The organism is Flavobacterium suaedae, from assembly GCF_014642915.1.
Taxonomy (GTDB): Bacteria; Bacteroidota; Bacteroidia; order Flavobacteriales; family Flavobacteriaceae; genus Flavobacterium; species Flavobacterium suaedae.
In genome coordinates, this window is record NZ_BMJE01000001.1 from 60,413 (window position 1) to 86,839 (window position 26,427).

Here is a 26,427-nt window from a genome sequence, read left to right on the forward strand (position 1 = left end):
TTTTTAAAATTTCCGGAACGCTTTGAGCAATCTCTTTTTTATTCTATGAAAGTAATTTAGCCAGTATACAAAGCTAAATTATTACAGCAAATGAAAATCCAATGTTCCATTCGGTCTGCCTTCATAGAAATAGTCTGTTACCTTTATGTCATTCTGTTTGTTTACGCGGCAGTAAGCAAGATCATTGATTTTCAAAATTTTCAGGCTCAGATTGGTCAGTCACCACTCTTGAGTATCTATGCGGGAATTATCTCCTACGGGGTTTTACTGTTTGAAATTATCCTTGCCGTCCTTTTATGTTTTCAACGGTTCAGGCTGGGAGGCCTCTATGGGGCATTTACATTAATGATATTATTTACTGTATACATTTTTATCATTCTAAATTACAGTTCGGACATTCCCTGTTCCTGTGGTGGAATCCTTGAAAAAATGGGATGGAAGGAACATTTCATATTTAATTGTTGTTTTGTCCTCCTGGCTCTGCTGGCGATACTATTTTATCCCGGATCCCGGTCGGATTCGGTAGCGAAATTATCCAATCCAGGCAAAAAACTAGTCGTCATGTTAAGCATCTCTGTATTGAGTATAGCAGCACTTACAGTCATGTATGGAAGTTCAGAGCGCAGGATGCACCAAGATAATCCATTCATACGAAAGTATGTTACAGGATATGCAGAGCGGTCAGGTGAGATGAAACTGCATACTGCTTCCCTCTACTTCGCCGGAACTGATAATACTAAGCTGTACCTTGGCGACAGCCGTGCGCCACTGTACATATTCGAGGTTGACACCATGCTCAAGAGCAGGAAGCACCATGTTATTCAGCTTGAGAATGACAAGTTGCCATTTACCCGCATACAGGTGCAGGTTAAAGGAAAAAACTTTTACGTGTACGATGGAACGGTACCTGTTATTTTTAAGGGAAGTATATCGGACTGGAAGGCTAAAATCGTAATGCAGCCCAACGATATTTATTTCACTAACGCTTTAGCAACAAGTGAAAATGAAATCATTTTCAAACAGTATCAATCTGGCAATCAAAGGACTGTAATTGGAAGCATAGATCTTAATGAGAGGAATGCGGTTCGCTACAGAGATGACATCCTGCAGAAACAGATTGATGGTTTGTTTGATGTTGATGGCACTATGCTCTATAATAAAAGCTCCGAAAGTTTTATATACCTGTATTACTATCGGAACCAGTTTACGGTCACCAATCATAAGCTGCGATTATCCCATCGTTGGAATACGATCGATACTAACAGGATTGCCGGTATAAAGACTTCATATGACCGTATTTCAGGTAAGCGACAGCTCTCATCACCCGGACATGTAATCAATAAAATTGCAGCTACCTATGACAATTTGCTACTTGTCAATTCAACTGCCAGGGGAAGGTTTGAAGCCGATCGGATGTGGGAAATTGCGAGCATTATAGATGTCTACGATTTTGCCGAGGGGGAATACCTTTTTAGTTTTTATATCTATAACGGACAGGAGGCCAAACTTAGGGATATGATGCCCTTCAATTCCAATTTATTTGTGCTTGTGGGGCATGAGCTGCAACGTTACAAAATAAATACAACATTTAATAATATCAGGAAGTAAGATCGAAAACCTGTAAAAAAGAGTAGATCAAATCTTTAATTTAATTTCTTATATTATGAAAGCAATTGCAAAATTGATTTTACCTGTAGCGGCGTTTATGCTGGCAAGTGCAGGTGCTGTGGGTACAAAGGCTGTTGAAGACAGTAAAGAAGGTACCCTGAACATTACCGGATATGTCCACCAGACTTCTAATCCGTGTTTTGAGGTTTCGGTAAACTGCCAGACCATGAACAATGGTCAAATCTGCAAGGCACTGACGCCTGAACAGAATGTTTACAGACTGACCGGTACCAATCAGTGTGCAGAGCTGCTGTGGAAGGTAATTCCATAGTATACCGTGAAAGTGACGGAAGCAATGATGCAGTTCTTTAGAAGAGCTGCATCATTTTTTACTTTACACCTTTCGTTATCCAGTCGTGGGAATACTCCTTTTTTAAAAAGTAATCAAACCACTCTCCAACCCTTATCGTAAGGTCTTCCTGGGCAGCCGAATCGAAAAGAACATGGCCCTCTTTAGGATAGAGGAGCAGTGCCGTTGTTTTATTCAGCCTTCTCAGGGCCAAATACATTTCTATACTTTGCTCGTGCCTGACATTGCCATCCATTTTACCCGCAAATAAAAGTAAGGGAGTCTTAACCTTATCGGCAAATAAAATCGGAGAATTATCCAGATATATATCGGGGTTATCGTAGAGCATGCTGCCAAGCCTGTATTGCTGGATTTCATATCGCCACATATCCGCTGTGTTGGAGTCCGTATGAACTGAAAAATAAGCACTAACAACATCGGAAACAGCCGAGCCGCTGACTGCCGCTGCAAATATATCGGAATGGGAAACAATGAAATTAGTTTCATAACCCCCAAAAGAATGCCCGAAGAGGCCAATCGCGGACGTATCTATGTCAGCCCAGGACCGTGCCGCACGTACTGCAGCTTCTACGCATTCAACTGCTGATTTGCCGGTGTTTCCTTTTGCATACATTATATCCGGTTTCAGCACTAAGTATCCATTGGCGGTAAGGTGTGCAATATTAAATCCGTAATTATTTCGTAGTGCGGGATTTACATAAGAGTTGATGTCCCTGGATACAATATCATAGATGTACACAATCATGGGATACTTTTTCTTCTCATCATAATCTGCAGGATAATACAATGCTGTATTTAATGTTTTTTCATTCTGAGTTTTATATTGGATAAGTACGGATTTTCCCCAGCTGTAGTGAAAATGATGCGGGTTCGATTGATATACCATCACATGCCGGCCTGTACTTTCGCCATAGATCAGTTGGGGCGGTAAGTCAAACCTCTGATTGATAAAAATGTATGAACTGTCATCCCCGGCGGTAATCAAACGACTTGCTGAAAAACCGTCGGTAAACGTTTCTGTTGTTGTCTTATGAAGTACGGAGTAACCCCAAACGCCCGTGTTTATATCGAAGGTCCGCAGCCATACTGGCTTTGCAGGGTCTATGGTTTCCAGTGAGGCACCTGAATAGTTGTAGGGAACCTGCCATTGATTTTCGGGAACTATCCTGTACTGTACATTATTCTCCCTTCCTTTTGTAAGCCTCCTGAAAGCTTTGCCATCTGATGACAGCGCCCAGATGTCATAGTAATCATATACCAGCAGTTCCCTGTCTTTTGTATATCCTCCCAAGCCATAGACTTCCAGTTGATTCGCAGGGTCCATGCTGCCGGTGTCAAATACGGTAGCGATTCCTGAGGTCAGATTGAAATGTTTTTTCATGGATACGGAATACGACCACCAGTCAGACCCTCTGTAGTAGTAAATGAAATTTCCATCGGGTGATGTCCTGAGCTGTGATATAGCCGTCGGCTGCTTTCGCAGCAGGAGTTCTGTTTTTCCGGTAGACAGTTCGGTAAGGTAAAGATCCATGTCCTTTACGCCTTTATACTGAGGATCGTAGTTTATGCTGCTTCCCGTGAGGGCATAATTCTGACTGCCCGCAAGCATTACAAACGAGTCGTCCTTACCGGTAATCTTCCTCACTTTTCCTGACAGGGGCCACCATACTGCAAGTTCATAAAATTCATCCGACCGGTATGCTTTCGCCTCGGGATATAATCTTTTATCATTACCGTTCCATAGCTGCACATATTCATCTTCAACCCAAGGCGTATCATTATGGCCCTTCAGTCCAAAGAACACCTTCTTTCCATCATCAGAGATTTTCAGGGCTCTTGACCGATCTTTACCGATTGCCATGCCTTTTGGAAAACCTTTTGCATGAGAAGGCGTAAGCCGGAATAACTGTCCGTTTTTCAATTGGTAGCAGCATAGGATATTCTCCTGCGCTGTCGAGGTATCAGCATCCCCGTAAAATAGTAAATAGCGGTCATCACTGCTCCAGGTCAGTGTATGGATATTATAGGTTCCAGCCTCCATCACAGTTATACTTTTCTTCCTTCCCGTAAACGGAAGGACATAAATGTGCGATTCTTTCGCATTTCTAACAACATATGCAAGAGCATCTTTAGCAGTATTCCACGCATAAGAGCTTACATTGTGGATTGTATCGCGTACACTTCCCCCGGCAGTCCGTATCAGGAGTGCCCTCTCTTTTTTATCCACCCTCTCATAAGTGACCAGATACCTTTGGTCACAAGTAAAGGAACCGCATTCCGCATCTGGCATCATCGTTGATTTTCCCGTATTTGTATCGAGTAATTCCATACCGCCGGCAACTACTGTAAACAAGAACTGACTATCTCCATTAAAACAGCCCTGAGTTGCATTCGGAAAGGCATATTTGGCAGCTGAGGAAGTGCTTTTCACAAACAGGGTATCATTTCCACGGTCATTGGTCATATAATAGCTTGCCCATTTTCCGGTGGCTGAAACAGCCTCCGGCTGTAAGGTACCCCAGAGATGGTAATCTGCGTCGGTAAGCTTTTTTTTGGGAAGAGCCTGCCCCCACAGGGGACAGGACACTAACCCAAAAATGAGTACAGCGAAAGTGCTGTACACAACTTTTAAAGGTGATACAGGGCAGTTCATCAGTAACCTATATTTTGCGGAAGCAGGTTCGGGTTTGCCAGTATTTCGGTTTCGGGTACCGGCCATAGCCTGTCATGGGTATCCCATCCGGGCTTTACCTCCGATAAGGCAGCATCCAGCCCGCCAGTGCGCTTCAGATCGAAAAAGCGGTGCCCGTACTCGGTAAAAAGTTCATGCCTTCGTTCTTCCAGGACGGCTGAGACGATATCTTCAGCTGTTGTTGCTTCGGTAGCTCCCAATCCTGCGCGTGCCCTGACTTTATTGAGGTCCGCAACAGCCCCGATCAGTTCCCCCTGTCTTGCCCTGGCCTCTGCGCGGATAAGGTATTGTTCGGCCAGACGCAGCAGCACCGAGTATTCTACAGATGTCCCCGTATTTGTATTCTGTTTATATTTATAGGGATAGTACCATGTATCGATCCCGTCCGTAACGGAACCAACCCAATGCAATTTCCTCAGATCACCCGCTTCAAAAGAATCGATGAGTCCCTGAGTTAAAGACATGGTGGGTGGCGGACCTTCCAGGAAAATAAAAGCACGAGCCTCATAGGTATTATCACCTTCCTGCAGCGGCTTTGCCTGCCAAATCGTAGACGAGCTTTGCCTGAGGAATACAAGGTCAAGGTCTGTTTCCCAAAAATATTGGGAATCATTAATTACAGCCGATGCTGCATCGGCTGCTTCAGACCATTGCCCTAAATACAGCAGAACCCTTGCCATCATTGCATAGGCAGCACCCCTGTTCGGCCTTACCCGCTCTCCTGTAAGGTCTTCAATTGGCAATAAAGCTATTGCAGTATCCAGATCAGCTATAATCCGTGTATAAACTTCTGTAGCAGGCATACGGGAGACAAGACGGTTTTGCTCATAATTTGTCGTTGTAACATATGGGATATCCCCATAGGCGTTGAGCAGGTAGAAATGAACAAGGGCTCGAAGGAAATGGGCTTCTCCGCTAAAGCGGTTTCGGTCATCGGTTTCAAGAGCCTGTGATTGTTCAACACCTTCAATTACGGCATTGGAGCAGTAAATGAGATAGTAGCTTTCATTCCACAGTTGCGAGGCAACCGAACTGGAGGGCAGCAGCGCATTGTTGTAGAGTTCCAGGTTAGAGGTGCCTGCTCCCCCGAAATACTTCAGCTCATCGGCATAGAGCCCCATGGCAGTGGTACTTCCGAGGCTGGACCCGGTAAGGAACCCTGTGTCGCGCAATCTGGTATAGATGTGTGCGAGTGCCGCATTTGCCGTGTTAGGGTCATTAAATACGGTAGTTCCTGTCAGTTGTGAATCTGGAAGTTCAACTTCCACAAAATCCTCACAACCATAACAGCATATTAAAAACAGTAGAATGTATATCTGATTTTTCATTATTAACAGGTTTTAAATTTAGAAAGTTAGACGAACCCCTGAGGATATTACCCGTAGGGGAGGGAGCTGCCCGGCAAATTTGAACTCCGGATCGCTTCCTTTATACTTGGTGAATGTCAGGAGGTTCTGGCCCTGAACAAAAATCAGGCACTTAAGGGGCTTCGCATCGTTTAGTGGCAGGTCATAGGAAAGGGATACATTCTTTAATTTTAAATAGGAGGCATCAACTACCGCGGCATCGCTGGAGGTATACCGATCATAGGCTTCCATGGCGGCACCGTTATACCCAAGGGTCAGTACCTGTTGTGAGGACACATCACCAGGCTGTTGCCATCCCGTCTGGTTGCCGCGGAGCTGGTTTACCCAGGTACCCCGCGCACCTGCATTGAACTCAAAACGTTCCTGTTTTACAAATTGCAGAAAGACATCCAACTGGAGCCTTTTCCAGGTGAACTGGTTCAAGAGCCCTCCGAAATATTTCGGGGCAAAATCAACGATCCTGCTCCTGTCACCCAGTGAGCTCAGTGTCCCGTCGCCGTTCACGTCCTCGAAGGTGTAAATCCCGCTCTGGGGATCAACACCCGTATAGTGGTATAGCTTCCTTATGTTCACCGACTCACCGATAACATAGGTATTGGCATACGGAGATGCTACCAGCCCCGGAAAGGACAGCAGCTTATTGCGGTTAGCCGAGATATTAAAAGTAGTGGTCCACGATAAGCCATCATATTTAAGATTTTCAGTCCTCAGGGTAAATTCAACACCGCGGTTCTCCACGGTGGCGCCAAGATTGGCATTCAGGGTAGTAAACCCTGTTGTCCCCGGAAGGTGTATCCCGACGAGCTGGTCTGAGGAGCGATTCGTATAAAATGAGGCTGTTATAAAAATACGGTCCTTAAAAAAACCGGTTTCCAGCCCCAGCTCAAGTTTCCTGTTTGTTTCCCATCCAAATGCCGGATTGTACAGCCTTGAAGGCTCTAGCCCGTTTGTACCCTGATAGGCCACACCGGTGGAGGTATAGGTGTCGAGGAACTGATAGTCACCAATCTGGTCGTTTCCGGTAATACCGTAGCTTCCCCGTAATTTTCCAAAACTCAGAATAGTATTATCCTTCAGCCAGCTCTCGTTGGAGAGCAGCCATGCTGCCCCGACAGCACCAAAGTTGGCAAACTGCCTGCCCGGCCCGAAACGGCTGGATCCGTCCCTTCTGCCGGTAATGTTTACAATATAGCGCGAATCGAAATTGTAATTTAACCTTGCAAATGCCGCCTGGTATTTGTAGATGGTTTCGTCGCTTCGCAATACGGAGATACTGGCAGCCGATGCAAGGTCATTAATGAGGCTGTTGCTGGAAAAGCCGTTCCCGCTTTCAAAAAGTCGTTTGGTACGCTGGCTTTGAAAGGATGTCCCTACCAGGGCCGTCAGGGTTCCTTTTCCAATCCTCAGGTTGTAGTTTACCTGCGGCTCAATAATCCACGAGCGCAGCGCAGTCTGGCTTATATTCAGACCCGAGACACTGCTGTCGAGGCCGTATGCAGGGTTGAATACCGTGGACGGAGTTGTTCGCCGCTCCTCATTGAGGATCTCATTATACCCGAAACTGCTTTTTAACTGTAAACCGTTGAACAGCTGATAGGACAGTACAGTATTCGCTGTCAGGCTGTTGGTGCGTGCCAAAAAATTTGAATTTAAGGCAGCAAGCGGATTTTCAAAGGTGCCGTTTTCCCAATTCAGGTTACCCTGGTCATCATACAGTGCCGGGGCATTGGGGGCAAGGGTAAGCGCCACGCCGCTCAGGTCAGTGGCAGCCTGGTTGTTTTTCTGAAAAACATAATTTCCCGAGAATGATATGGTGAACTTTTCATCCTGTGACCTGTGGTTTGCGGTAAAATGTACAGCACCTTTGTCGTATTGAAAATCACCTGGCATTACGGTGGTCTCCGTCCTGTAATTCCCGCTTAGAAGAAATTGCGTACCGGCAGAACCGCCTGACATCGATGCCCTAAGGTCCGTAATCCTTGCCGTGCCGCCGATAAGTTCCTTTTGCCAGTCGGTATAGCGGTTCCGATCCCATATACCGTTGATATCCGTCGCCCATTCGGGAATTTCTGTCAGTCCGTCACTGGCGACTGCCTGCTCCCGCATGGCAATGTATTCCCGTGTGTTCAGCAGTTCAGCAAAGCGGCCCACTTTAGCGAAAGCCGTCGAAGCTTCCGTACTGAAGGTTGTTTTACCCGCTTTTCCCTTTTTGGTGGTGATAAGCACCACACCATTGGCTCCGCGTGAACCGTAAATAGCTGTGGCATCCGCGTCTTTAAGCACCTCAATACTTGCAATATCCGCCGGGTTAATGCTGTTGAGCGGATTTGTCATAGTAATGAATACCCCGGATGTATTGGGGGCACCGATGCTTTCGGACGAAAAAGGCACTCCGTCGATAAGGTACAGCGGCTCATTGCCGTCAGCCCTGAGACTGTTTGTGCCCCTGATCCTTATCTGGAAGCCTCCTCCGGGCATGCCGTTATCCTGTGTAATATCCACCCCGGCCATACGCCCCTGCATGGTGCCCAGTACGTTGGCTACCGGCTGGTCGCGTATCTCCTCATTGGTGATACGGGCAATACTGCCCGTACTTTCTTTTTCCTTTACCGAGTAGTACCCGGCATTGATGACCACCTCCTGCAGCTGCGCTGCATCCTCTGCCAGCAGCACATCAAGGGTACTAGAGTCCACGACATACTCCACCTCTTTATAACCGATAAAGGAAAACACCAGTGTATCTCCAAGGGCTGCATTAATGCTGTACTGTCCCTTTTCGTCCGTGATGGTTGAAATAGATTTCCCCTTTACAAAAACGGTAACACCGGGCAATGATCTGGCAGCATCGGATACTGTTCCCGAGACGGCTGACTGCCAGTAGGAAATAGTTATATCGTGACGAAGATAATTGGCATGCATGTGGCTGCACCAGAGCAACAGCCCTAAAATAAAGGCAAAGCAGCCCTTATTCAATGAAATTATTTTCATAATTTTGAATTGTTAAATGAAACGAAAGTTTTGTTTTCTCACGCCTTCTGCTGGCTCGGCCAAGAAACAGCAGAGGGCTTTTTATTTGTGTTTTGGTCCGATTGTTTACTGGTCTTTCATGGGAAAAAAATGGTTTGTAGGTTAGTATTCTGGCTAGTTATTCTCTTTCCGATAGTTCCGGAGCCTTCTACAGATATTGCGGCATGAGTGGTGGGATCCAAAGAGTAAGGACCGAAAAAAGGAAAACGATGAATTTTCAAACACGCAACCATACTGTAGTATTGCTTAGCGCGACACCGGGGAAACATTGCTGAGAAGTAAGCTGAATAAAATACAATAGAAAACCATCCCAAAAAAGGAGGCGTGGGTTTCAACTCAACTTACTGCCATTGAGGTACTGGTATACCGTGCAACAATAAGTGAGCCCACGCCATTATGGCGTGAGCATTTACACTTATCTTCCCGTTGCAAAAATTACCAGTTTTCAATGGCGGGATTCAAAGCGAATGCTTCTAATATTAATATTGAAGTATCGCAAATTTAACAAATATGATACATTATACATAGTATCGAGTCAAATATATTAATTTTTATCGGTACGTCAAAACGTACCGATAAAAATATTTAGAAATTGTTAATTGCAATTGTGAAGGAAGATACGGATAATATTATTAAAATAAGAATTGCAATTACTTTACGACAGCTGCTCAGAAAAAAAGGAGTACCTGTTGAAGTTAGTAGCTATAATGATATCGCTATAGTAGCCGATTTAAGAAAAGCAACCGTTACCGATGCTTTCAATGCCAATACGGCATGTAAAGGAGTAACCTTATTTCTAATTATTAACGCAATGGGATATTCCGTTACCGAATTTGGGAAAGTTTACGATTCTATATTAGATTCAGAGATTACTCAGTTTGTGAGAGGAATACATCCTACTCAAAGGAAAAAATGAAAGATGTGAGAGCATCTTTCATTTTTTAGAAATATTACCTGTCGATTAAAACAGGTATTATTACCTATTTATTTTTAACACAACTTTTGTAATTTTATCTTACATCGTTAAGCTCGATATAAGATGAAGATTGATATCCATACACATACTAAAAAAATCAAATCAGGAGATGCTCCAACACGCCACGTTGAAGTAGAAGATTTCCAGGAAATCTTACGCAGTACAGATGTAAAAATCCTTGCGATCACGAATCATAACCATTTTGATGTTTCCCAATATAAAGCTCTACGGGAGTCTGTCGCAGGACATACGGAAGTATGGCCGGGGATTGAGCTGGATATCTTGGAAAACGGTAAGCGATCGCATATACTGGTTATTGTAAATCCATCCGTAGTGGACGAATTTGCCAATAGGACGAATACGCTTTTGGAAGGAGTAAATGCTGACACCTTTACAATCTCTTTGGACGATACGGTGAAGCTATTTGATGACCTGGATTGTGTTTATATCGCTCATTATCTTGCTAAGAAACCTAATTTAGGTGATGCGGAAATCAATAAATTATTAGGTCTTGTTGCCAATCCAAAAAGGGTGCTTAAAGAAGCTACGAATTCTATTTCAGCCGGTATTTACATAAGCCACGGACATAATTCAATATATGGCTCTGATGTTCATGACTGGAGCCTCTATCAGCAACAATCACTGGATTTACCAGAGCTAAGGTTGCCGGTTTCAAGTTTTGAGCAATTTTGTCTTCTACTTGAAAAGGATGAAGTAACGATTAATACGCTGCTAAACAAGAAAGTTAAAGAATCTGTCGAAATCGTACCGTTCACGGTGGCAGATATGGTGAAACTAGATATTTATAATGATATTAATATATTATTTGGCTCCAAGGGGACCGGTAAAACAGATATCCTTGATTCGCTGTCAAAATATTTTAACGAAAAAGGGCATAACACCTCAGTTTATAAATCTAATGATATACATCTCAGCGATGAATTTGATATCAAGGGACATGACTTTCACGTTACAGCATCTGATTTAGGGTTTAATAATTGTACAGAAGAAATTAATTCGCTGAAATCTGCAACCGACCATGATGTGACAAGCCTGTCAAAGTATAAGCAATATTTCTCTTATACAGAAACGAACAGGATTTCTCAAAAACTAAAGATAAAAAACATTACAAAAGAAGACGAGGGTCAGCCCGGCAGGCAGCTATTTGTTATTAAACATATTGTGGAAAAATTCAGTGAATTTACCGCATATATTCACGAGAACCAAAATCTTAGCAAATTTATAAATGAGCAACTTTTAAATGAATTACAAGATGTATTGGAAAGGATTTTGGGCGATTTAAAAGACGAGTCTGAAGAAAGCCTGGTCAATTTACAATCAGTCAAAATGCTAAATAGCATAATAGATATATTTATAAATGAAATCGCTAAAAAGACCGGTACTCCACAAAAACCAAGCAGGACCGGATTTGCTGAATATGCAAGTAATAGAATGAAACTCGAGGTTCAGGTTAAAAAAATTATCTCTAACATAAATCATCGGATTACTCCGATGAAAGAATTGGCCGGTAGTTTAGGAGTTAAAGGAAATCTTTACTGCGTAACCAACCTTATTGTTCAAAATGGATCATTTACTGATGGAGCATATACGACAGTTAAAGATGTAAATAAAACACCACAAAAGTCTTTTTCAAAAAATTTACTGATAATAATTAATCATTTGTATGAGAATAGCCTGTTTGAGAAGATAACTGAGTTAAATTCGATTGAGGGTATTGAAACGATAAACAGCATTGAGGATCTTTTGCTGTTTTACAGGCATTTTACGTTAAACGACAATTTGTATCACCCATCGAGCGGAGAATCTTCAATGATATTATTGCACAAAGAGTTATTAGATGACAAAGAGATATACTTGATTGATGAACCTGAAAAAAGCTTAGGCAATGATTATATTAATGATGTAATTGTACCTATACTTAAGGAGAAAGCTGCATTAGGAAAAAAAGTTATTATTGCTACCCATGATGCCAACATTGCAGTAAGGACACTACCTTACAACTCTATTTATAGGTTACACGATCAAAATCAATATTATACAATGACAGGAAATCCGTTTTCAAATACACTTAGATGTATTTATGGAAGTAGAAAGGAATTAGACTGGAAAGAAATTAGTATGAAAACACTTGAGGGCGGAAAAGAAGCCTTCGGAGAAAGAGGAAAAATATATGGAAACTAAGAAAGCTACAATTTTAAGAGAAGGGGACGATACTGTATACCTTGAACTACATCAAGCTGATGGGACTTTGAGAATAGCATTAACCGATAATAATCCTAATAATATTAAAGATGTTTTTAATAAGCTAATTAAAGGTTTGAAATTAGGACAGTTCACTTTTGAACTGGTTGACGACAAGGAAGATTTATATCATCATATATGTGTTGAATATTTAATTCAGTTAAATTCTGAAATGGAAAGCGTTTATAACGAACTTAGAGATTTAAGTTTATTAGAAAATACTCAAGAAGTGGATAATAGCAATTGAGTACTTAGAGCATACACCTGTTAAATCACCAATGGAGGAAATTTGTTTACACAATTAAGCTGTTGACAATATAAATAGTTTTCTCTTATTTGGTAACTGCGCGCAAATTAGTTCGTTTAATAAAATTTCGCGAATCGCACCGGACGGATTTAATATATTCTATAAAGTTAATTGTGCTAAATACTGGTGCGAACGCAACCATTTAAATGTTATTTATAATTTTCTTACTTTTATCTAATGAGTGAACATTCAATTGAAAATTTAATTGATAATATATTTAGTTCCAAGACAAGAGAATACTTTCACGAAGTTATTCAAACATACTATACAAATTGCTACAGGTCGTCAATAGTGATGCTTTATTCCGTAGTTATATGTGATCTTATTTATAAGCTTGAGGAACTACGAGATGTGTATAATGACTCTACGGCAAAAAAAATCCTTATAGAAATTGAGGGATTACAAAAAGCTAATCCAAAATCTTCTGATTGGGAAAATAAGCTGGTAGAAATGATAGCAGATCGTACAAAACTACTCGAGATTTCAGACGTCGAAAATATTAACCAACTTCAAAAACATCGTCATTTATCGGCTCACCCAGTTCTTAATCAGACCTCTCTTCTATTCAAACCCAATAAGGAAAACGTAAAGTCGCATATTATAAATATGTTGAGCGGGGTTTTGACAAAGCCTCCAATTTTATCTACCAAGATATTTTCGGAGCTTGTAAATGATCTTGCTACTAATCGTGACCGTTTTTCGGAAGATAAAGATTTGAAAAGATTCTTGTCGGCAAAATATTTCAAAAATCTACGTCAAGAAACTTTAGATGATATATTTAAAAAGATATGGAAATTAGTTTTTAAGCTTGAAAATGAAGAATGTGATCTTAACAGGGAGATTAATTACAGAACCATAAATATAATTTTTGCATTGAATCCTCCAGAAATTTTAAAACTTTTGAAGACTGAGGAAGCGCATTTTGATGGTATACTTCCTAAAGTTTGTACAAATTACTTTTTTAATTTCCTTTTTGACAATCCTAAAGCCTATAATGTGCTTAGCGAATTGAATAAGGCTCATGTTGATCACGAGATAGAAAATTCATTGGAGTTTAAGTTTTTAAGTTGGTTTAAGTTCGACTCAATCATGGAATATCATGAATTTATTTTATCGGAAATTAACGATGGAGGAACTTTTTATCTGCCAATGGAGATTATCCATAAGCTAAAAGAATTATACAAAGATTTCAACATGAAAGAAAAGTTCTTGGATTTATATATCGCAATCTTTGCTAAAAGTAATTTATTTGATACCGCAGATAGAAACTTTAATCAATTAATTCAACCTTATTTGGAAGATTTTTCAGAAGGGCAACTTCAAAATATTGTTTATGCCATAAATAACAATGGTCAGTTACACAATCGTGGTTTGGCAAGATATTCGAATAGATTGGTAAAAGCTGAATTGGATAGAAAGATTACCGACTTTAAATATTCAGATTTATACAACTTCAGGACCTAAAACTATACGTCATTAGATATAGGATTCAAATTTAAAACTAATAATTATTAATTATATAAAAAGAAAATTTATAGTTGTTATTTCGATTTTGAACCAGAGGATGTTACTTAGTAATGTCTTTTACTAATGGAGAGTTTAAATGAAACGAATCATGATTATAAAAAATCTCAACGGCAATATAGCATTATAAATCTATGTAATATTTTATTTCTGCATAAGATTATAATAATAATAGTAAGAAATTCTTTCGTCAAGTGTCAAATGGATGTTTTTAAAAACCTGAACGAAATTCTCTAAATCAATTGTAACATTGTTAAGCTCATCAACATAAAAGTGGTTAATGTTGGCATTGTTTAGTGGATAGCGTGAAAAATCCATTTTATCATCTTTGTTACTTGCTTTTGTGATCGCGAAAAGTTCTGCTATGTATAGCTGTAACATTTTGGTTTCTTGGTTAAAATACTTTAGTTCCTTTGCGCCACCATAATCTTTAATTCTAGACTTAACTGTTTGTAAGAATTGTTGAATATTGTGGCCGCGTTCTATTCTACTATTTTTAAGTAGCTGGTTAAGAGTCATTATAAACGCCTTAAGATAAAGCTCTATACCGTGATTAGCGTTGTGCAGTATTGGAAATATTAATGCATCAGCTTTATAATCGCTATTATCTGCTAGGCATATTTGAGCCAGTTCTAGTGATGATCTCAGAAAACCATCTGCCATTACAATGAAATTATCTATACTTTTATTAGAAGATGTTCGCCAATTGAGAAATGCTGATTTAGTAACATCAACATTTTCGGAAAAAATTGCTTTCATGCTTTAATAATTTAAATTAATTGCAACGTTTGAAATCCATTATTTCCAGCAATCGCTATCAAAGGTGCGATTACATCCCTGAACTTCTGATATTCAAAATTTACCCGGTCATTATCCGATTGAAATAAACACCAATATTCCTCCAGTAATTTTGATTTTGGGCTGTGGTGCGAAATAATCTCAAATGCTGATTTCTGCAAGCTGTAAAAGCCATCAAAATGCAAGTCCATGCTTGGCAGCCTATCACTTTTAACCGAATTGAATGTAGTATCAATCGGCACCAGGTTCCAGATCAGGTCGTGTGACACGAAGGCATGGGGAACAAAATGATCCAGTGCATATTTTCTGGCGGTAAGTCGGGTATTGGTAAATATACAGTCCACACCATCCAGTTCATTAATAGCGATATCCCAATAGTCCCTACGTTGTTTTACCAAAGTATTGCGCAGTGGCGGTTTTATAAGTTTTCCGGGGATATTCGGCACATTAGGATTTCGTACCTGAAGAAACAGGGAAAGGTTCCAGTAGCAATAGTCCTTTAGTATCCTCGAATTGGTTTGCATGTAAGATATCCAAACAGGGTTTATCGTAATACTATCGGAGAACAGGGCGTAGGGGACCTGACCGTAGAACTGTTGCGACTGCTTATAAATATTATTTCTATAGGAGCTGTCGTTTTCACCCCGGTTTCGTGATATCCACGGGGTCAGGAACCAGTGGGGAACATTCTTATCAAAATGTTTCAGCAGATTTACCGTGCTAGGATTTTGACTATTCAGGAGTACCTGTAATAGTCTTTCCTTCCGTATGTTGACCGGAATATTCTCTGTAGCTGTAATGGCCTGGATGGCTCTTTGTATAAGGTCCTGGCTTCCGAAAGAAACATGGAAGTAGTTTACCGTATACCATGCATGACCTAACATCCGTGCAAACAGTTCCTTTTTAGAAGTTTCTGTCATGCCTTCCTCACAGGCCTCAAGGATGGACAGTAGCCAATAAAATTTATAGGTAGCAGAGGTATTGTTGAATACACCTGCCAGTTTGCCGATATCAAGATTGGTTGCGTAAGGTAACTCCATAAACCAAAAATAAACTTTTCTGATGATGGAATAGCATAAAAATCAAAAAGCAGGCTTTTAAGCCTGCCTTGCAGCGGATATAAGAACACCTTACCTTAATTATAACCGTAGTTAATGATGTCTTATTTTTTAGATTCCTCCACAGAAACCTTACGGAAATCCTTCATCAGCTTACTAACCTCAAGGGCTGCCTTACGGGCACGGGTACCCGCTGCCTTGTTTCCTTTTTCGATGTGCTGTTCCGCCTCTGCCTTAAACGCCTCGTATCGTGCGTTGATCTGGTCAAATAATTCTTTCATGGAATATTTTTTGTTTTATTGCCACGCAAAGATAGCAGTATCCCGAATTGTGCCAAGTAAACCGGCTACTTTTTCCCTTCCTTTTTCTCGTACTCCTCCACAAAATATCCGGGTGGCATTCCCGTTTTCTTTTTGAACGCGGTCACAAAATGCTGCGCCGTGCTAAAGCCCGCCTCATCGGCCAGGGCGCCGTTGGTGTATTTTCGGATCTGCGGTTCCGCCTTTAAACGGCCCACCAGGTAATCAATCCGTAAGTCGTTGATATAGTTAATGAAACTCTTACCCCGGCGGACGCTGATGACCTTGGCGAGGTACTTGCTGTTGGTATCAAATGCTTCGGCGAGTTTTGTGGATGTAATTTCCTTTTTCAGGAAACCGTGCTTTTGCTCAAAGCTTTCCAGCTGCCGCACGATGTGATTGACGATTACCGGATTGATATCCAGCGTGTCGTTGGTAGGGGATTGTGTATCAGTAGGTGCCGGAGATTCGTTTTTTAATAATTCCTCAAACCGCCTGCGGTACTGTTTGCGCAATGTTTTGTGCCTGTAGAACAACAACCCAAAACCAAGTACAAGAACGATTATCGTGGCTTTCAATGTCATACTAAGGCCCTGGGTATGGTTCAGTTGGGACTGGATCTGTTGCTTCTCGGAGAGCAGTTCCGTGGTGTCGTATTCTTTGTATACTTTCTTGATCAGGTACCGGAATTCCTTACCCAAAACGCTGTCTGCCTGCAGAAGCCGGTCTACATATACCAGCTCCTGGGTGGGCATTTCCTTATGGTTATAATACTTTATGAGGTATTCGTAACTGCGCCTTAGGTCCGGGCGCAGGAAATTTTTGGTGAGGAAAATGGTGTCCACGTTCTTAAAATGCAGCGCCGCCGAATCCAGGCTGCCTAATTCCCAATAGGCTTTCCCCAAGTTAAAGTGCGCAATGGATTCGTTGGCATAATCCCCGTCTTTCTGTATCTGGGGCAGGGCATAGGTGAGCTGTTTTACCGCAGCGCTGTAGTTGCTTTTTTCCAGTTCGATAACACCCTGCGCGCTCTCCAGGTAGGGAAGCAGGTCCTTGATACGCAGCCGAGCACTTTCAGCCAGCGCAAGGTGGCAGGTTACCTCCGCTTTTTCGAGATTCCCGACAAAGGTATAGCATACCGTCAGGCAGTGCAGGGACTTAAGGTAGGGCAGGGGCTCTTCTTTGCTGAAATAGGCAATGCATTCATTAAAAAGAGAAATGGCCTCGTGGTAATAGCCCAGGTAGTATTTGATTTGGGCGATACTGTATTTGACCTTGTTCTTCAGGTAGTCGTCTTTGGTAGCGACCAGGTAACTGTTGGCCCTGATATAATTGTCGAGCGCCCTCTGATGGCTGTTGCGTTGGTAGTATACGATGCCGCGTGTGAGGTAGGCATCCCCGATAAGGTCATTGTCCCCGGATTGCCGGGCGGCGGCAATCAGGCTGTCGGCGTACACCAGGCGGAGTTTTTCGGGGCACTCATGCAGCATTTCCCTGTAGGCAAAAACAATCTCAGGAGCATTATTTTCCTGTTTGGCTTTACGCAGGTAGGCTTCCAGATAAGGCCAGGCTTTTTGGGTTCCCTGATACAGATCGATCTGTTGCAGCAGGGCATCATAGGAAAGGGTTTCCGATGGCTGTTGGGCAAGGGCTAGTACTGTGAAGAAAAGGCTGATAACAAATCCCGTGATTTTCATTTTCATAACATTCTTGATATAGCTGTACGCTATAGTAAGGTGCATGCGATATCATTGGGAGACTGCTTTTCAAATGTACTTTAAACTTTGTTAATAAAAACTTAACGATACGATAAAATTAGGCTGTGGAATTCCCGAATTCCACAGCTGCCATACCGGAATGGCACAGCCAAACAGTTGTGACCCTTGGTGATGTAAAATAGATTTGTCCTGAATTCAAAGCGAAAGGGAACCTCAAAAATTTCCTTGTTCCGCTCCCCGGGCGAATGGAACTGAATAACTGATTCAGGAACATTAAACGTTACATCATGAAGGTATTTGCTTCACTTACATTATTGCTGATACTGTCGGGTTGCAGTCCTGACGGCATTGCACCTGCACAACAGGAATTATCCGCCTCGGGCCTCTCGCATAAAAATGCGGTTGCCTTACCGGCAAACCCGTCCAACCCTGAGGACTTTATCGGAACCCTCTATGCCGAACTGCTACAGGAATACGAACTCTTAAATACCAAACCCTCCACGCTGCCGCTGCTGATACAGCAGGGGGAGACGCTTGCCTGGGCGAATGCCGATTTCCTCGCCCTGGAAGACCTTTCTGCCTACGACCCGATCGGTGTTGCCAATGTGCAGGCTTACCAAAATATCAATACAGCCGACCTGCGATCCCATCTTTCATCAGGTTACAGTACTGTTGCCAAAGACATTTATGTAGCACTTGCTACCGAGCTGACTGCTGTCAAAGCCAATGACGGCAACTATCAGGAAGCCTGTGAGGCAATCATGGCAACCGAGGGATTGATTATTGCCGCACCTAACCTTACGGCAACCGAACGCCATGCCATGCTGATGACGTCTTCCATCATGCGCAATGCCGTATATCAGGACGGGCGAAAAAGGAAAAGGGACCGGGACTGGGAGTGGATGACCGGCCACTATGCTGCCACTGCCAACGGAGCACTGGAATCATCCCCACAGGCCTTACTACTGTCCTTCGTGACCGATCTGTATAACGACTGACTGTTGCTCCCGGAGGTTCGCTTCCGGGTTTTTTATTAAAAAATTATTGTCATGGTGCTGATTACAGCTTTAGGGGATACCGGATTTCAGGTTCGCCGCCTGCAATTGCGGGGCGATGCTTTTACGCTGGCTTTTCTCTACGGGGTGCAGTATTTCCGTTACCACATCATTGTGGTAACCGAGGGACAGCTTCAGATAAACAGCGATACTCAAGGCTTAAAAGCCGTGGCGATGGATGTCTGTATAGTACCGCCGGAAAGTTATATGAAAGCTGCAGGCGGACAGACGGTAATAGTCTGGCTTGTCCGTTTTACCGAAACCTACCTGAGACAGACACTCTATACTGCCCGCAACACTACACTTACCGTGTTGCTGGAGCGAGAGGAACTGTATAGCCTCAAAGCCGATGAATTCCACTTTCAGGTCATCTGCCAGCTGCTGTTATTGCTGGAGAAACACCAGAAGCAGGGCACATCCCAGCACGCCGGAACCATTACAACCCTTACTTTTAACCTGCTGCTGAACTGTTTGTTGGAATTGCGGGAGCATACCGGATCCCGGTTCACGAATGCTGTCAGACGTAAGGAGCAACTGACCATCGCCTTTCTACGCCTTGTGGAACAGCAGGGCGGCATGCACCATGACGTAGGTTATTATGCTGATGTACTCTGCATGACGCGGGGCAACCTGACCAAAACCGTGCGGCAGCTCACCGGAAAAAGCCCGAAGGCACTAATTACGGTAGCCCTTGTCCGCCTGGCAAAGGAATTGCTGGACGGCAGCGAAGTACCGGTCTACGGTATTGCCGAGGCGCTTCATTTTGGTTCCTCGTCTGCCTTTGTCAATTTTTTCCGCCACCACACCGGGCTGACCCCTGAAGCCTACCGTAACCGAAAAAACCGATAGCCATGAGTACCGCGCGCACCTATTCGCTGGAATGGCTGGATGCCCTGATCTCGGTCACCCTTAATCCCGCACGCCCATACCGCAGGGAACTGCGCGCGGAGGATATTGCCCTTTTGCTGGAAAAGGTTTCCCTGGAAAGCCAGCAGGTGGAGCACGAGCTCAACGATAAGGTATTTGCCCTTTATAAAGACAGCCAGGTATGCCATCTCGTCCAAAAATACCATACCGCCCTGACCCACCTCAAAGAACAGGCTACAGGTTATCTAAACGGGGAAGCCGCTTCCGGCTCTGACCCGTTCAGGGAACTGGAGGAGCGTATCGCGAGCTCCCTTAGCACTTTACTTACATTTATTGAGCAGCGGTATTCCCATTACCTTTCGCCAGCTACTGAAGATTTGCCTGAAATGCCTGCAGTTCCATTAAAACCGTCCAATGACCGGATGAAAATATACTGCAACCTTTCCGGCGACCAGCTCGCCCTTATGCTACGGGCTGCCGATGAGGCCCAGCTGCTTAAAGCCCGCTCGATGAATGCCGTCTTCAAAGCTATAATCCCGCACCTGGCTACCGCCCAGCGCAACGAGCTCTCTGCGGATGCCATCCGCAGTAAGGCCTACAACCCCGAGGAACCGGACCGGGAAGCGTGTATCAATGCCCTGCAAAATATGATACGGAAAATTAAGGACTACTGAGGAACAACTTGGGGCACAAGTGAAAGTTGTTCTTTTACAGGCCAATCCCAACATGTAATTTCGGTACTGTAAAATGAGTTTAGCGGTGTTGCCGCAATGAAGATGATGAATGTTGAACGAAAAAAACAACGCTTATGTTTACCGAAATTACATGGGCTGACTACCTTAGGGTTACAGCCGCCGCACTTTTTATCTACTACACCATCCTGCTGCTGAAATTTTACTTTCCGCAAATCAGGGCCGCCGCCGGCGCAGGTGCATCTTTCCATTCCATGGGCAATCCGGGCCCGGCAGAACCCAATGCCACAACCGCCATCATGGAGGGCGGGGGCAACCTGACCCCGACAGGGGAATTCCAACAGCCGGTTACCGATTATGAGATTATCGAAGAGCTGGTAGACCGTGTCAAAAAGAACCTTATGGAGTCCTTTGAAAATAAGGCCGGCCAGCAGACCGTAACAAACGGCCTGAAAGCCATCGTAAACGATTATCCCGTCCTGGGCCAATCGACCTTCCGCCCCTCAATCAACGAGTTCATAGCCACAGAAAGCCAGCAGCACGGTTTCACCTTTATGACTGAAACACTGGCCGAAACCCTTTGGCAGAAAGCATAATCATAGCGAAGGCTATACCCCTGTTCGTCCCGCAGAAGTAAGAGGAGGTGACAGAAAGGAGGGGATGGCAACGGCGGATGGCCTTCGCTTATTTTTCACTAAAAATCTTCTGTTATGAAAACATATATCAACAGGGCACTACTGCTGTGCGTATTGCTTGTGGTGCTGGGATTCCCATATGCTGCCCTTGCGCAGGACGGGGTTGCCGGCATCAACGAGGCCAACCAGCAGGTGAGGAGCTATTTTGATGCGGGTACCGACCTTATGTATGCCGTAGGCGCCATACTGGGGCTTATCGGTGCGGTAAAAGTCTATCAGAAATGGAACGCGGGTGATCCCGATACCGGGAAAGTAGCCGCCGCCTGGTTCGGCAGCTGTGTCTTCCTGGTGGTAGTGGCCACGGTTATCCAATCCTTTTTCGGCATCTGATCATGGGCAGCCTGTACAAAGTCAATAAGGGTATCAACCAGAGCATTGAATTCAAGGGGCTTAAGGCACAATACATCTGGTACCTTGGCGGGGGCGTCATCATTCTGATGATTGTCTTTGCTGCCCTCTTTATCCTGGGTGTACCCTCACTGGTCTGTGTGGGGCTGATCGGGATACTGGGCACCGTACTGGTCGTCAAGATCTATGCGATGAGCCGCAAATACGGCGAGTATGGCATGATGAAAGCCCTGGCCCGGAAACAGCTTCCCAAAACGCTCAAATGCTACAGCCGTAAGGCCTTTATGCAACCATCCAAATAATATGTCATGGAGAAAACAATCGAACAGCTGCTGCCGCTTCTGGATGTGCGGCAGGGCATCATCATATCCAAGCAAGGCGATGCCACCCTGGGGTTCCGTGTGGAACTGCCGGAGCTCTTTACCTTATCGGATCCGGAGTACGAGGCCTTCCACCAGGCATGGCTGAAAGCCTTCCGGGTGCTGCCTAAGCATACCGTACTGTGCAAACAGGACTGGTTTATACACAGCAGGCACCAGCCGGATTTCGCAAAGGAGAGTTTTCTGGACCGCAGCAGCGAGCGTTTCTTTAACGAGCGTCCGTTCCTGGACCACAGCTGTTACCTGTACCTGACCAAAAAACCGGCCGGAAGAAAAAATGCTACCTCGCTGTTTTCCAGTCTCACGCGCCCTTCGCTGCTACCCAAAGAGACACTGGGGGCACAGGCACTGCAGGATTTCAGGGATGCCTGCGGGCAGTTTCAAAGGATATTACAGGACATTGGTTTTGTAAAAATGTTCCCTTTGGGGGATAGTGATATTTACAGCGAAGCCCACAGGGTTGGGCTTTTGGAACAGTACTGTACCCTGAGCGAGAGCAAAGGAGAATACCTGTATGGTGATGTTGCCTTTAATGAGGGCCTTTTGATCAACGGGAAATATGCCCAGTTGTACACCTTGGGGGAGGCTGCCAACCTGCCCTCACTGTGTGGCCCAAGGATTACCTATGACCGCTATTCTACCGACCGTACCCCGTTCAGCGTGGGGTTTGCCTCGCCGTTGGGGCAGTTGCTTTCGTGCAACCACCTGTACACCCAATACCTGTTTTTTGAGGATGGTGCCAAAACCCTGCAGCGCATGGAAAGCAAAAGGCTGCGCCTGCAGTCCCTTTCGGCCTATAGCCGTGAGAACTTGATAGCCCGGGATGCCACCAATGATTTCCTGAACGAAGCCATCAGCAAACAGCGGCTTCCGGTAAAAGCCCATTTCAATATACTGGTATGGACCGACCGTAAAGAAGAACTAAACGATTTGAAGAACAAGGTCTCTTCAGCCCTTGCCCAAATGGATGCCGCTGCCAAACAGGAGACTGTTGGGGCGCCACAGATCTGGTGGGCGGGCCTGCCGGGCAACGCCGCGGACTTTCCCATGAACGACACCTTTGACAGCTTTGCCGAACAGGCCTCCTGTTTCCTGAACCTGGAAACCGGCTACCGCAGCTCTGCCAGCCCGATGGGCATCCGCCTGGGCGACCGCCTGACCGGGCGCCCCGTGCATGTGGATATCAGCGATGAGCCCATGAAAATGGGCATCTGTACCAACCGCAACAAGTTCATACTTGGCCCTTCGGGCAGCGGCAAATCCTTTTTTACCAACCACATGGTACGCAGCTACTACGAGCAGGGCACCCATGTGGTACTGGTCGATGTGGGGCACAGCTACAAGGGGCTTTGCGATATGGTGGGCGGGTACTACTTCACCTATGAGGAGCACAATCCTATCCGGTTCAACCCTTTTTATATCGGTGAAGGCGACCGGCTGGATACCGAGAAAAAGGAAAGCATCAAAACCCTGCTGCTGGCCCTTTGGAAAAAGGATACGGAGACTTTCCGCCGCAGCGAGTACGTGGCACTTTCAAATGCGTTACAGCTCTACTACGAGAAACTGGATGCTGATCCTGAGCTTTTTCCCGGCTTTGATTCCTTTTACGAATTCCTGCGGGATGATTTTACCGCGGTATTACAGCAGGATAAGGTCAAGGAACGCGACTTTGATATCGGGAATTTCCTGTATGTGCTTCGCCCGTACTACCGCGGCGGTGAATTCGATTACCTGCTTAATGCTACGGCCAACCTGGAACTGTTACAGGAACGCTTTATCGTCTTTGAGCTGGACAACATCAAGGACCATCCTATATTGTTCCCGGTAGTCACCATCATCATCATGGAGGTGTTTATCAGCAAGATGCGCAAGCTAAAGGGGATACGAAAGATGATCCTGATTGAGGAGGCGTGGAAAGCGATAGCCCGTGAAGGCATGGCCGAGTACATCAAGTACCTTTTTAAGACGGTGCGTAAATTCTTCGGGGAGGCCATTGTGGTGACCCAGGAAGTAGAGGATATCATTTCCTCTCCCGTGGTCAAGCAGGCGATTATCAACAACAGCGATTGCAAGATATTGCTGGACCAGCGCAAATACCAGAACAAGTTTGATCAGATACAGGAACTCCTGGGGCTGACCGAAAAGGAAAAGGCACTGGTGCTCTCGGTCAATAAGGCCAACGATCCCGACAAACACTACAAAGAGGTGTTTATCTCCCTGGGCGGGGTACTTTCTAAGGTCTACCGCACCGAGGTCTCCCCGGAGGAATATTATGCCTATACCACCGAGGAAAGCGAAAAGGTAAAAATACAGCAATACGCCGCCCGCTTCGGCGGGGATGTGCGCAGGGGTATCGTAGCCTTAGTGCAGGAACTACACGATAATAAACCTAAATGATACGCTATGAAAACAATTGCAAAAATAATGGTGTGCCTGATGCTGCTCAGCAGTATTGCCGCACGTCCGGCGACTGCCGCACCGCCCATTTTTGGGATCATCCGCGCCGCAGTGGTAAAAGCGATTAAGGCGATGGACCTTAAGATACAGAAACTGCAGAACAAAACCATCTGGCTGCAGAACGCCCAAAAGGAAATAGAGAATACCCTTTCGAAGGTAAAACTGGATGAGATCTCCGACTGGACCAAAAAACAGAAGGAACTGTACCAGGAATATTACGATGAGCTCAAAGCGGTCAAGTCCATTATCACCCAGTACCAGCGCATCCGCGACATTACCGACAAACAGGCGCGTCTGCTCTCGGAATACCAGCGTGCCTGGCAGCTCTTCCAACAGGACGGGCATTTTACCGCGGACGAACTAGACTATATGGAGGAAGTATACGGCGGCATCCTTGCCGAGAGCCTTTCCAATATGGAGCTGATCTTTTCGATTATCGAATCCTACACCACCAGCATGAGCGATGCCCAGCGCCTGGAACTCATCAATGAGGCAGCGGACCAGATTGACCGCAATTACGATGACCTGAGACGCTTTAACGGGCAGAATGTGCTTCTGAGCCTGCAACGTGCCAAGTCCTCAAAAGAAGTAGAGCAGTTGCGCAGGTTGTACGGCAGTGTACACTAAAACAATACCGCGATGAAAACACTATTGACCATAACAGCCCTGCTGTTGTCCTTTGTACTAGTTGCGCAGTCAAGCCGCGACCGGGTTATGCTGCAGCAGATCGCAGCCCTTAAGACCTACGGCAGCTATCTGAAAAAAGGCTACCGTATCGCCCGTGACGGGTTAAATTTTATCGGAGACCTGAAGGACGGCGAGCTGAACCTGCACAGCCTGTTTTTTGAGGGGCTGGATAACGTAAGCCCTTTTGTGCAGGACTATCCCAAAGCAGGTGCCATTGTCACGCTGAACGCCCGTATTGCGGAGCTACAGGAAAAACTCTCCGCCCAGCTTGACGATGCCCTTTTCTACGGGAATGAGAAAGACTATATCCGAAGGGTCATCGCGCGCGTGCTGGAGGGTTGTGCTGATGACCTTGAAGAGTTGGAGGCCGTGCTGTCCCAAACCGGCTACACCGCTGATGATGCCGAGCGCATTGACCGTATTGACACGCTTTATGCCAATACGGAAGACCGCTACCGCTTTGCCCATGACTTTTACGACCAGTGTATGCTGCTGGTAAATGCCAGGGCACGCGAAGCCCGAAGCGTGCAACAAAGTGAACGCCTATACAATCTAAAGCCATAATTATGAAAGCACTTCGAAAACTACTGTTTGTCAGCTTTATGTTTTTAATTACCGTACAGGGCAACGCCCAGGTACAGGAACTCAAGCAGCTCGCGCTGAATATCGAAAAATTGGCGCAGTTCAGGGCCATACTTAAAGATATGAAGGAAGGTTATGAGATACTCACGAAGGGATACAACACCGTAAAGGACCTGACCGAAGGCAATTTTGACCTTCACAAGACCTTTTTGGATGCCTTGCTGCAGGTAAGCCCAGCGGTACGCAATTACAAAAGGGTGGGGGAGATCATCGATTACCAGGTGGAACTGGTCGGCAATTCGGGCCGCCACCGCAACAAACTGCAGTCCAGCGGGCTTTTTGCCCCTGAGGAACTCGCGTATTTCGTGCAGGTATACGACCGCATTTTCAACGAGAGCCTGCGCGATCTGGAAGAGCTGACGGCGGTACTGACCGCCGGGGAGCTGCGCATGTCGGATGAGGAACGCCTCGCGGCCATCGACAGGATCTATCTGTCGGTACAGGACAAATGCCTTTTTGTAAGGGATTTCAATTCGCAGACCGGGATACTAGCCCTGCAACGCGGCAGGGAAGCCCATGATGTGGAAGCCCTCAGGTTACTGACCCAAACCTACCCGTAAACTGATTGTTATGGCTATCAAATCTCAAAAAAAACTAT

23 protein-coding genes are annotated in these 26,427 nt (G+C 44.8%); 16 read left to right on the plus strand and 7 right to left on the minus strand.

What is annotated here, in order from left to right:
• Nucleotides 1-90: 90 nt before the first annotated feature.
• Entirely contained in the window at nt 91-1,608 is a 1,518-nt protein-coding gene (locus tag IEW45_RS00235) for a MauE/DoxX family redox-associated membrane protein (RefSeq protein WP_188619211.1), read from the plus strand.
• A 55-nt stretch (nt 1,609-1,663) separates the two neighbouring features.
• Nucleotides 1,664-1,939 carry a DUF6520 family protein gene (locus tag IEW45_RS00240; protein WP_188619212.1) on the plus strand — a complete coding sequence of 92 codons (276 nt, stop codon included), beginning with the start codon at nt 1,664-1,666 and terminating at the stop codon, nt 1,937-1,939.
• Nucleotides 1,940-1,997: 58 nt separating this feature from the next.
• Here the strand turns inward: IEW45_RS00240 and IEW45_RS00245 are convergent, their stop codons facing one another.
• From IEW45_RS00245 to IEW45_RS00255, 3 genes are read right to left on the minus strand one after another with little or no spacing between them, the layout of a single operon-like run.
• Nucleotides 1,998-4,631, minus strand: a complete 2,634-nt coding sequence (locus IEW45_RS00245; RefSeq protein ID WP_229665859.1) for an alpha/beta hydrolase family protein — start codon at nt 4,629-4,631, stop codon at nt 1,998-2,000.
• Nucleotides 4,631-5,998: a RagB/SusD family nutrient uptake outer membrane protein gene (locus IEW45_RS00250; RefSeq protein ID WP_188619214.1), complete on the minus strand. Its 1,368-nt coding sequence runs from the start codon at nt 5,996-5,998 to the stop codon at nt 4,631-4,633. Before IEW45_RS00250 ends, IEW45_RS00245 begins: the two co-directional genes overlap by 1 nt.
• 18 nt (nt 5,999-6,016) lie before the next feature.
• Nucleotides 6,017-9,025, minus strand: a complete 3,009-nt coding sequence (locus IEW45_RS00255; RefSeq protein ID WP_188619215.1) for a SusC/RagA family TonB-linked outer membrane protein — start codon at nt 9,023-9,025, stop codon at nt 6,017-6,019.
• A gap of 646 nt (nt 9,026-9,671) precedes the next feature.
• Here IEW45_RS00255 and IEW45_RS00260 point away from each other — a divergent pair.
• The 4 genes from IEW45_RS00260 to IEW45_RS00275 all read left to right on the plus strand — a co-directional run bounded on the left by IEW45_RS00260 (nt 9,672) and on the right by IEW45_RS00275 (nt 14,073).
• Nucleotides 9,672-9,980: a hypothetical protein gene (locus IEW45_RS00260; protein WP_188619216.1), complete on the plus strand. Its 309-nt coding sequence runs from the start codon at nt 9,672-9,674 to the stop codon at nt 9,978-9,980.
• Nucleotides 9,981-10,103: 123 nt separating this feature from the next.
• A complete protein-coding gene (locus IEW45_RS00265; RefSeq protein WP_188619217.1) occupies nt 10,104-12,242 on the plus strand; it encodes a hypothetical protein in 2,139 nt (712 codons plus the stop codon).
• Entirely contained in the window at nt 12,232-12,549 is a 318-nt protein-coding gene (locus tag IEW45_RS00270) for a hypothetical protein (protein ID WP_188619218.1), read from the plus strand. The genes IEW45_RS00265 and IEW45_RS00270 overlap by 11 nt, the downstream gene beginning before the upstream one ends.
• 237 nt (nt 12,550-12,786) lie before the next feature.
• Nucleotides 12,787-14,073 (plus strand): hypothetical protein, encoded by a 1,287-nt coding sequence (locus IEW45_RS00275; RefSeq protein ID WP_188619219.1) that lies wholly within the window; start codon nt 12,787-12,789, stop codon nt 14,071-14,073.
• Between the two features lie 204 nt (nt 14,074-14,277).
• On the opposite strand, the gene IEW45_RS00280 is transcribed toward IEW45_RS00275, so the two are convergent.
• The 4 genes from IEW45_RS00280 to IEW45_RS00295 all read right to left on the minus strand — a co-directional run bounded on the left by IEW45_RS00280 (nt 14,278) and on the right by IEW45_RS00295 (nt 17,991).
• The gene (locus IEW45_RS00280) at nt 14,278-14,892 is read right to left on the minus strand and encodes a hypothetical protein (RefSeq protein ID WP_188619220.1); all 615 of its coding nucleotides are present in this window, start codon (nt 14,890-14,892) and stop codon (nt 14,278-14,280) included.
• 11 nt (nt 14,893-14,903) lie between these two features.
• Nucleotides 14,904-15,971, minus strand: coding sequence for an HNH endonuclease domain-containing protein (locus IEW45_RS00285; protein ID WP_188619221.1), 1,068 nt, complete (start codon nt 15,969-15,971; stop codon nt 14,904-14,906).
• A gap of 122 nt (nt 15,972-16,093) precedes the next feature.
• Complete coding sequence (locus IEW45_RS00290; protein ID WP_188619222.1) at nt 16,094-16,270, minus strand: BF3379 family histone-like protein; 177 nt, start codon at nt 16,268-16,270, stop codon at nt 16,094-16,096.
• A 65-nt stretch (nt 16,271-16,335) separates the two neighbouring features.
• The gene (locus tag IEW45_RS00295) at nt 16,336-17,991 is read right to left on the minus strand and encodes a helix-turn-helix domain-containing protein (RefSeq protein WP_188619223.1); all 1,656 of its coding nucleotides are present in this window, start codon (nt 17,989-17,991) and stop codon (nt 16,336-16,338) included.
• 302 nt (nt 17,992-18,293) lie between these two features.
• Between IEW45_RS00295 and IEW45_RS00300 the strand changes: the two genes are divergently transcribed.
• From IEW45_RS00300 to IEW45_RS00345, 10 genes are all read left to right on the plus strand, one after another.
• The gene (locus IEW45_RS00300) at nt 18,294-19,004 is read left to right on the plus strand and encodes a hypothetical protein (RefSeq protein WP_188619224.1); all 711 of its coding nucleotides are present in this window, start codon (nt 18,294-18,296) and stop codon (nt 19,002-19,004) included.
• Nucleotides 19,005-19,055: 51 nt separating this feature from the next.
• Nucleotides 19,056-19,910 carry an AraC family transcriptional regulator gene (locus tag IEW45_RS00305; RefSeq protein WP_188619225.1) on the plus strand — a complete coding sequence of 285 codons (855 nt, stop codon included), beginning with the start codon at nt 19,056-19,058 and terminating at the stop codon, nt 19,908-19,910.
• Between the two features lie 2 nt (nt 19,911-19,912).
• Complete coding sequence (locus IEW45_RS00310; protein ID WP_188619226.1) at nt 19,913-20,602, plus strand: hypothetical protein; 690 nt, start codon at nt 19,913-19,915, stop codon at nt 20,600-20,602.
• A 134-nt stretch (nt 20,603-20,736) separates the two neighbouring features.
• Complete coding sequence (locus IEW45_RS00315; RefSeq protein ID WP_188619227.1) at nt 20,737-21,216, plus strand: hypothetical protein; 480 nt, start codon at nt 20,737-20,739, stop codon at nt 21,214-21,216.
• Between the two features lie 114 nt (nt 21,217-21,330).
• Complete coding sequence (locus IEW45_RS00320; RefSeq protein ID WP_188619228.1) at nt 21,331-21,645, plus strand: DUF4134 domain-containing protein; 315 nt, start codon at nt 21,331-21,333, stop codon at nt 21,643-21,645.
• A gap of 2 nt (nt 21,646-21,647) precedes the next feature.
• Nucleotides 21,648-21,965 (plus strand): DUF4133 domain-containing protein, encoded by a 318-nt coding sequence (locus tag IEW45_RS00325; protein ID WP_308421020.1) that lies wholly within the window; start codon nt 21,648-21,650, stop codon nt 21,963-21,965.
• A 6-nt stretch (nt 21,966-21,971) separates the two neighbouring features.
• Nucleotides 21,972-24,440: a TraG family conjugative transposon ATPase gene (locus IEW45_RS00330; protein WP_188619229.1), complete on the plus strand. Its 2,469-nt coding sequence runs from the start codon at nt 21,972-21,974 to the stop codon at nt 24,438-24,440.
• A gap of 6 nt (nt 24,441-24,446) precedes the next feature.
• A complete protein-coding gene (locus IEW45_RS00335; RefSeq protein WP_188619230.1) occupies nt 24,447-25,127 on the plus strand; it encodes a conjugal transfer protein TraI in 681 nt (226 codons plus the stop codon).
• 12 nt (nt 25,128-25,139) lie between these two features.
• Nucleotides 25,140-25,751 carry a hypothetical protein gene (locus IEW45_RS00340; RefSeq protein WP_188619231.1) on the plus strand — a complete coding sequence of 204 codons (612 nt, stop codon included), beginning with the start codon at nt 25,140-25,142 and terminating at the stop codon, nt 25,749-25,751.
• A 2-nt stretch (nt 25,752-25,753) separates the two neighbouring features.
• A complete protein-coding gene (locus IEW45_RS00345) occupies nt 25,754-26,389 on the plus strand; it encodes a TerB family tellurite resistance protein (protein WP_229665860.1) in 636 nt (211 codons plus the stop codon).
• Nucleotides 26,390-26,427 lie beyond the last annotated feature (38 nt).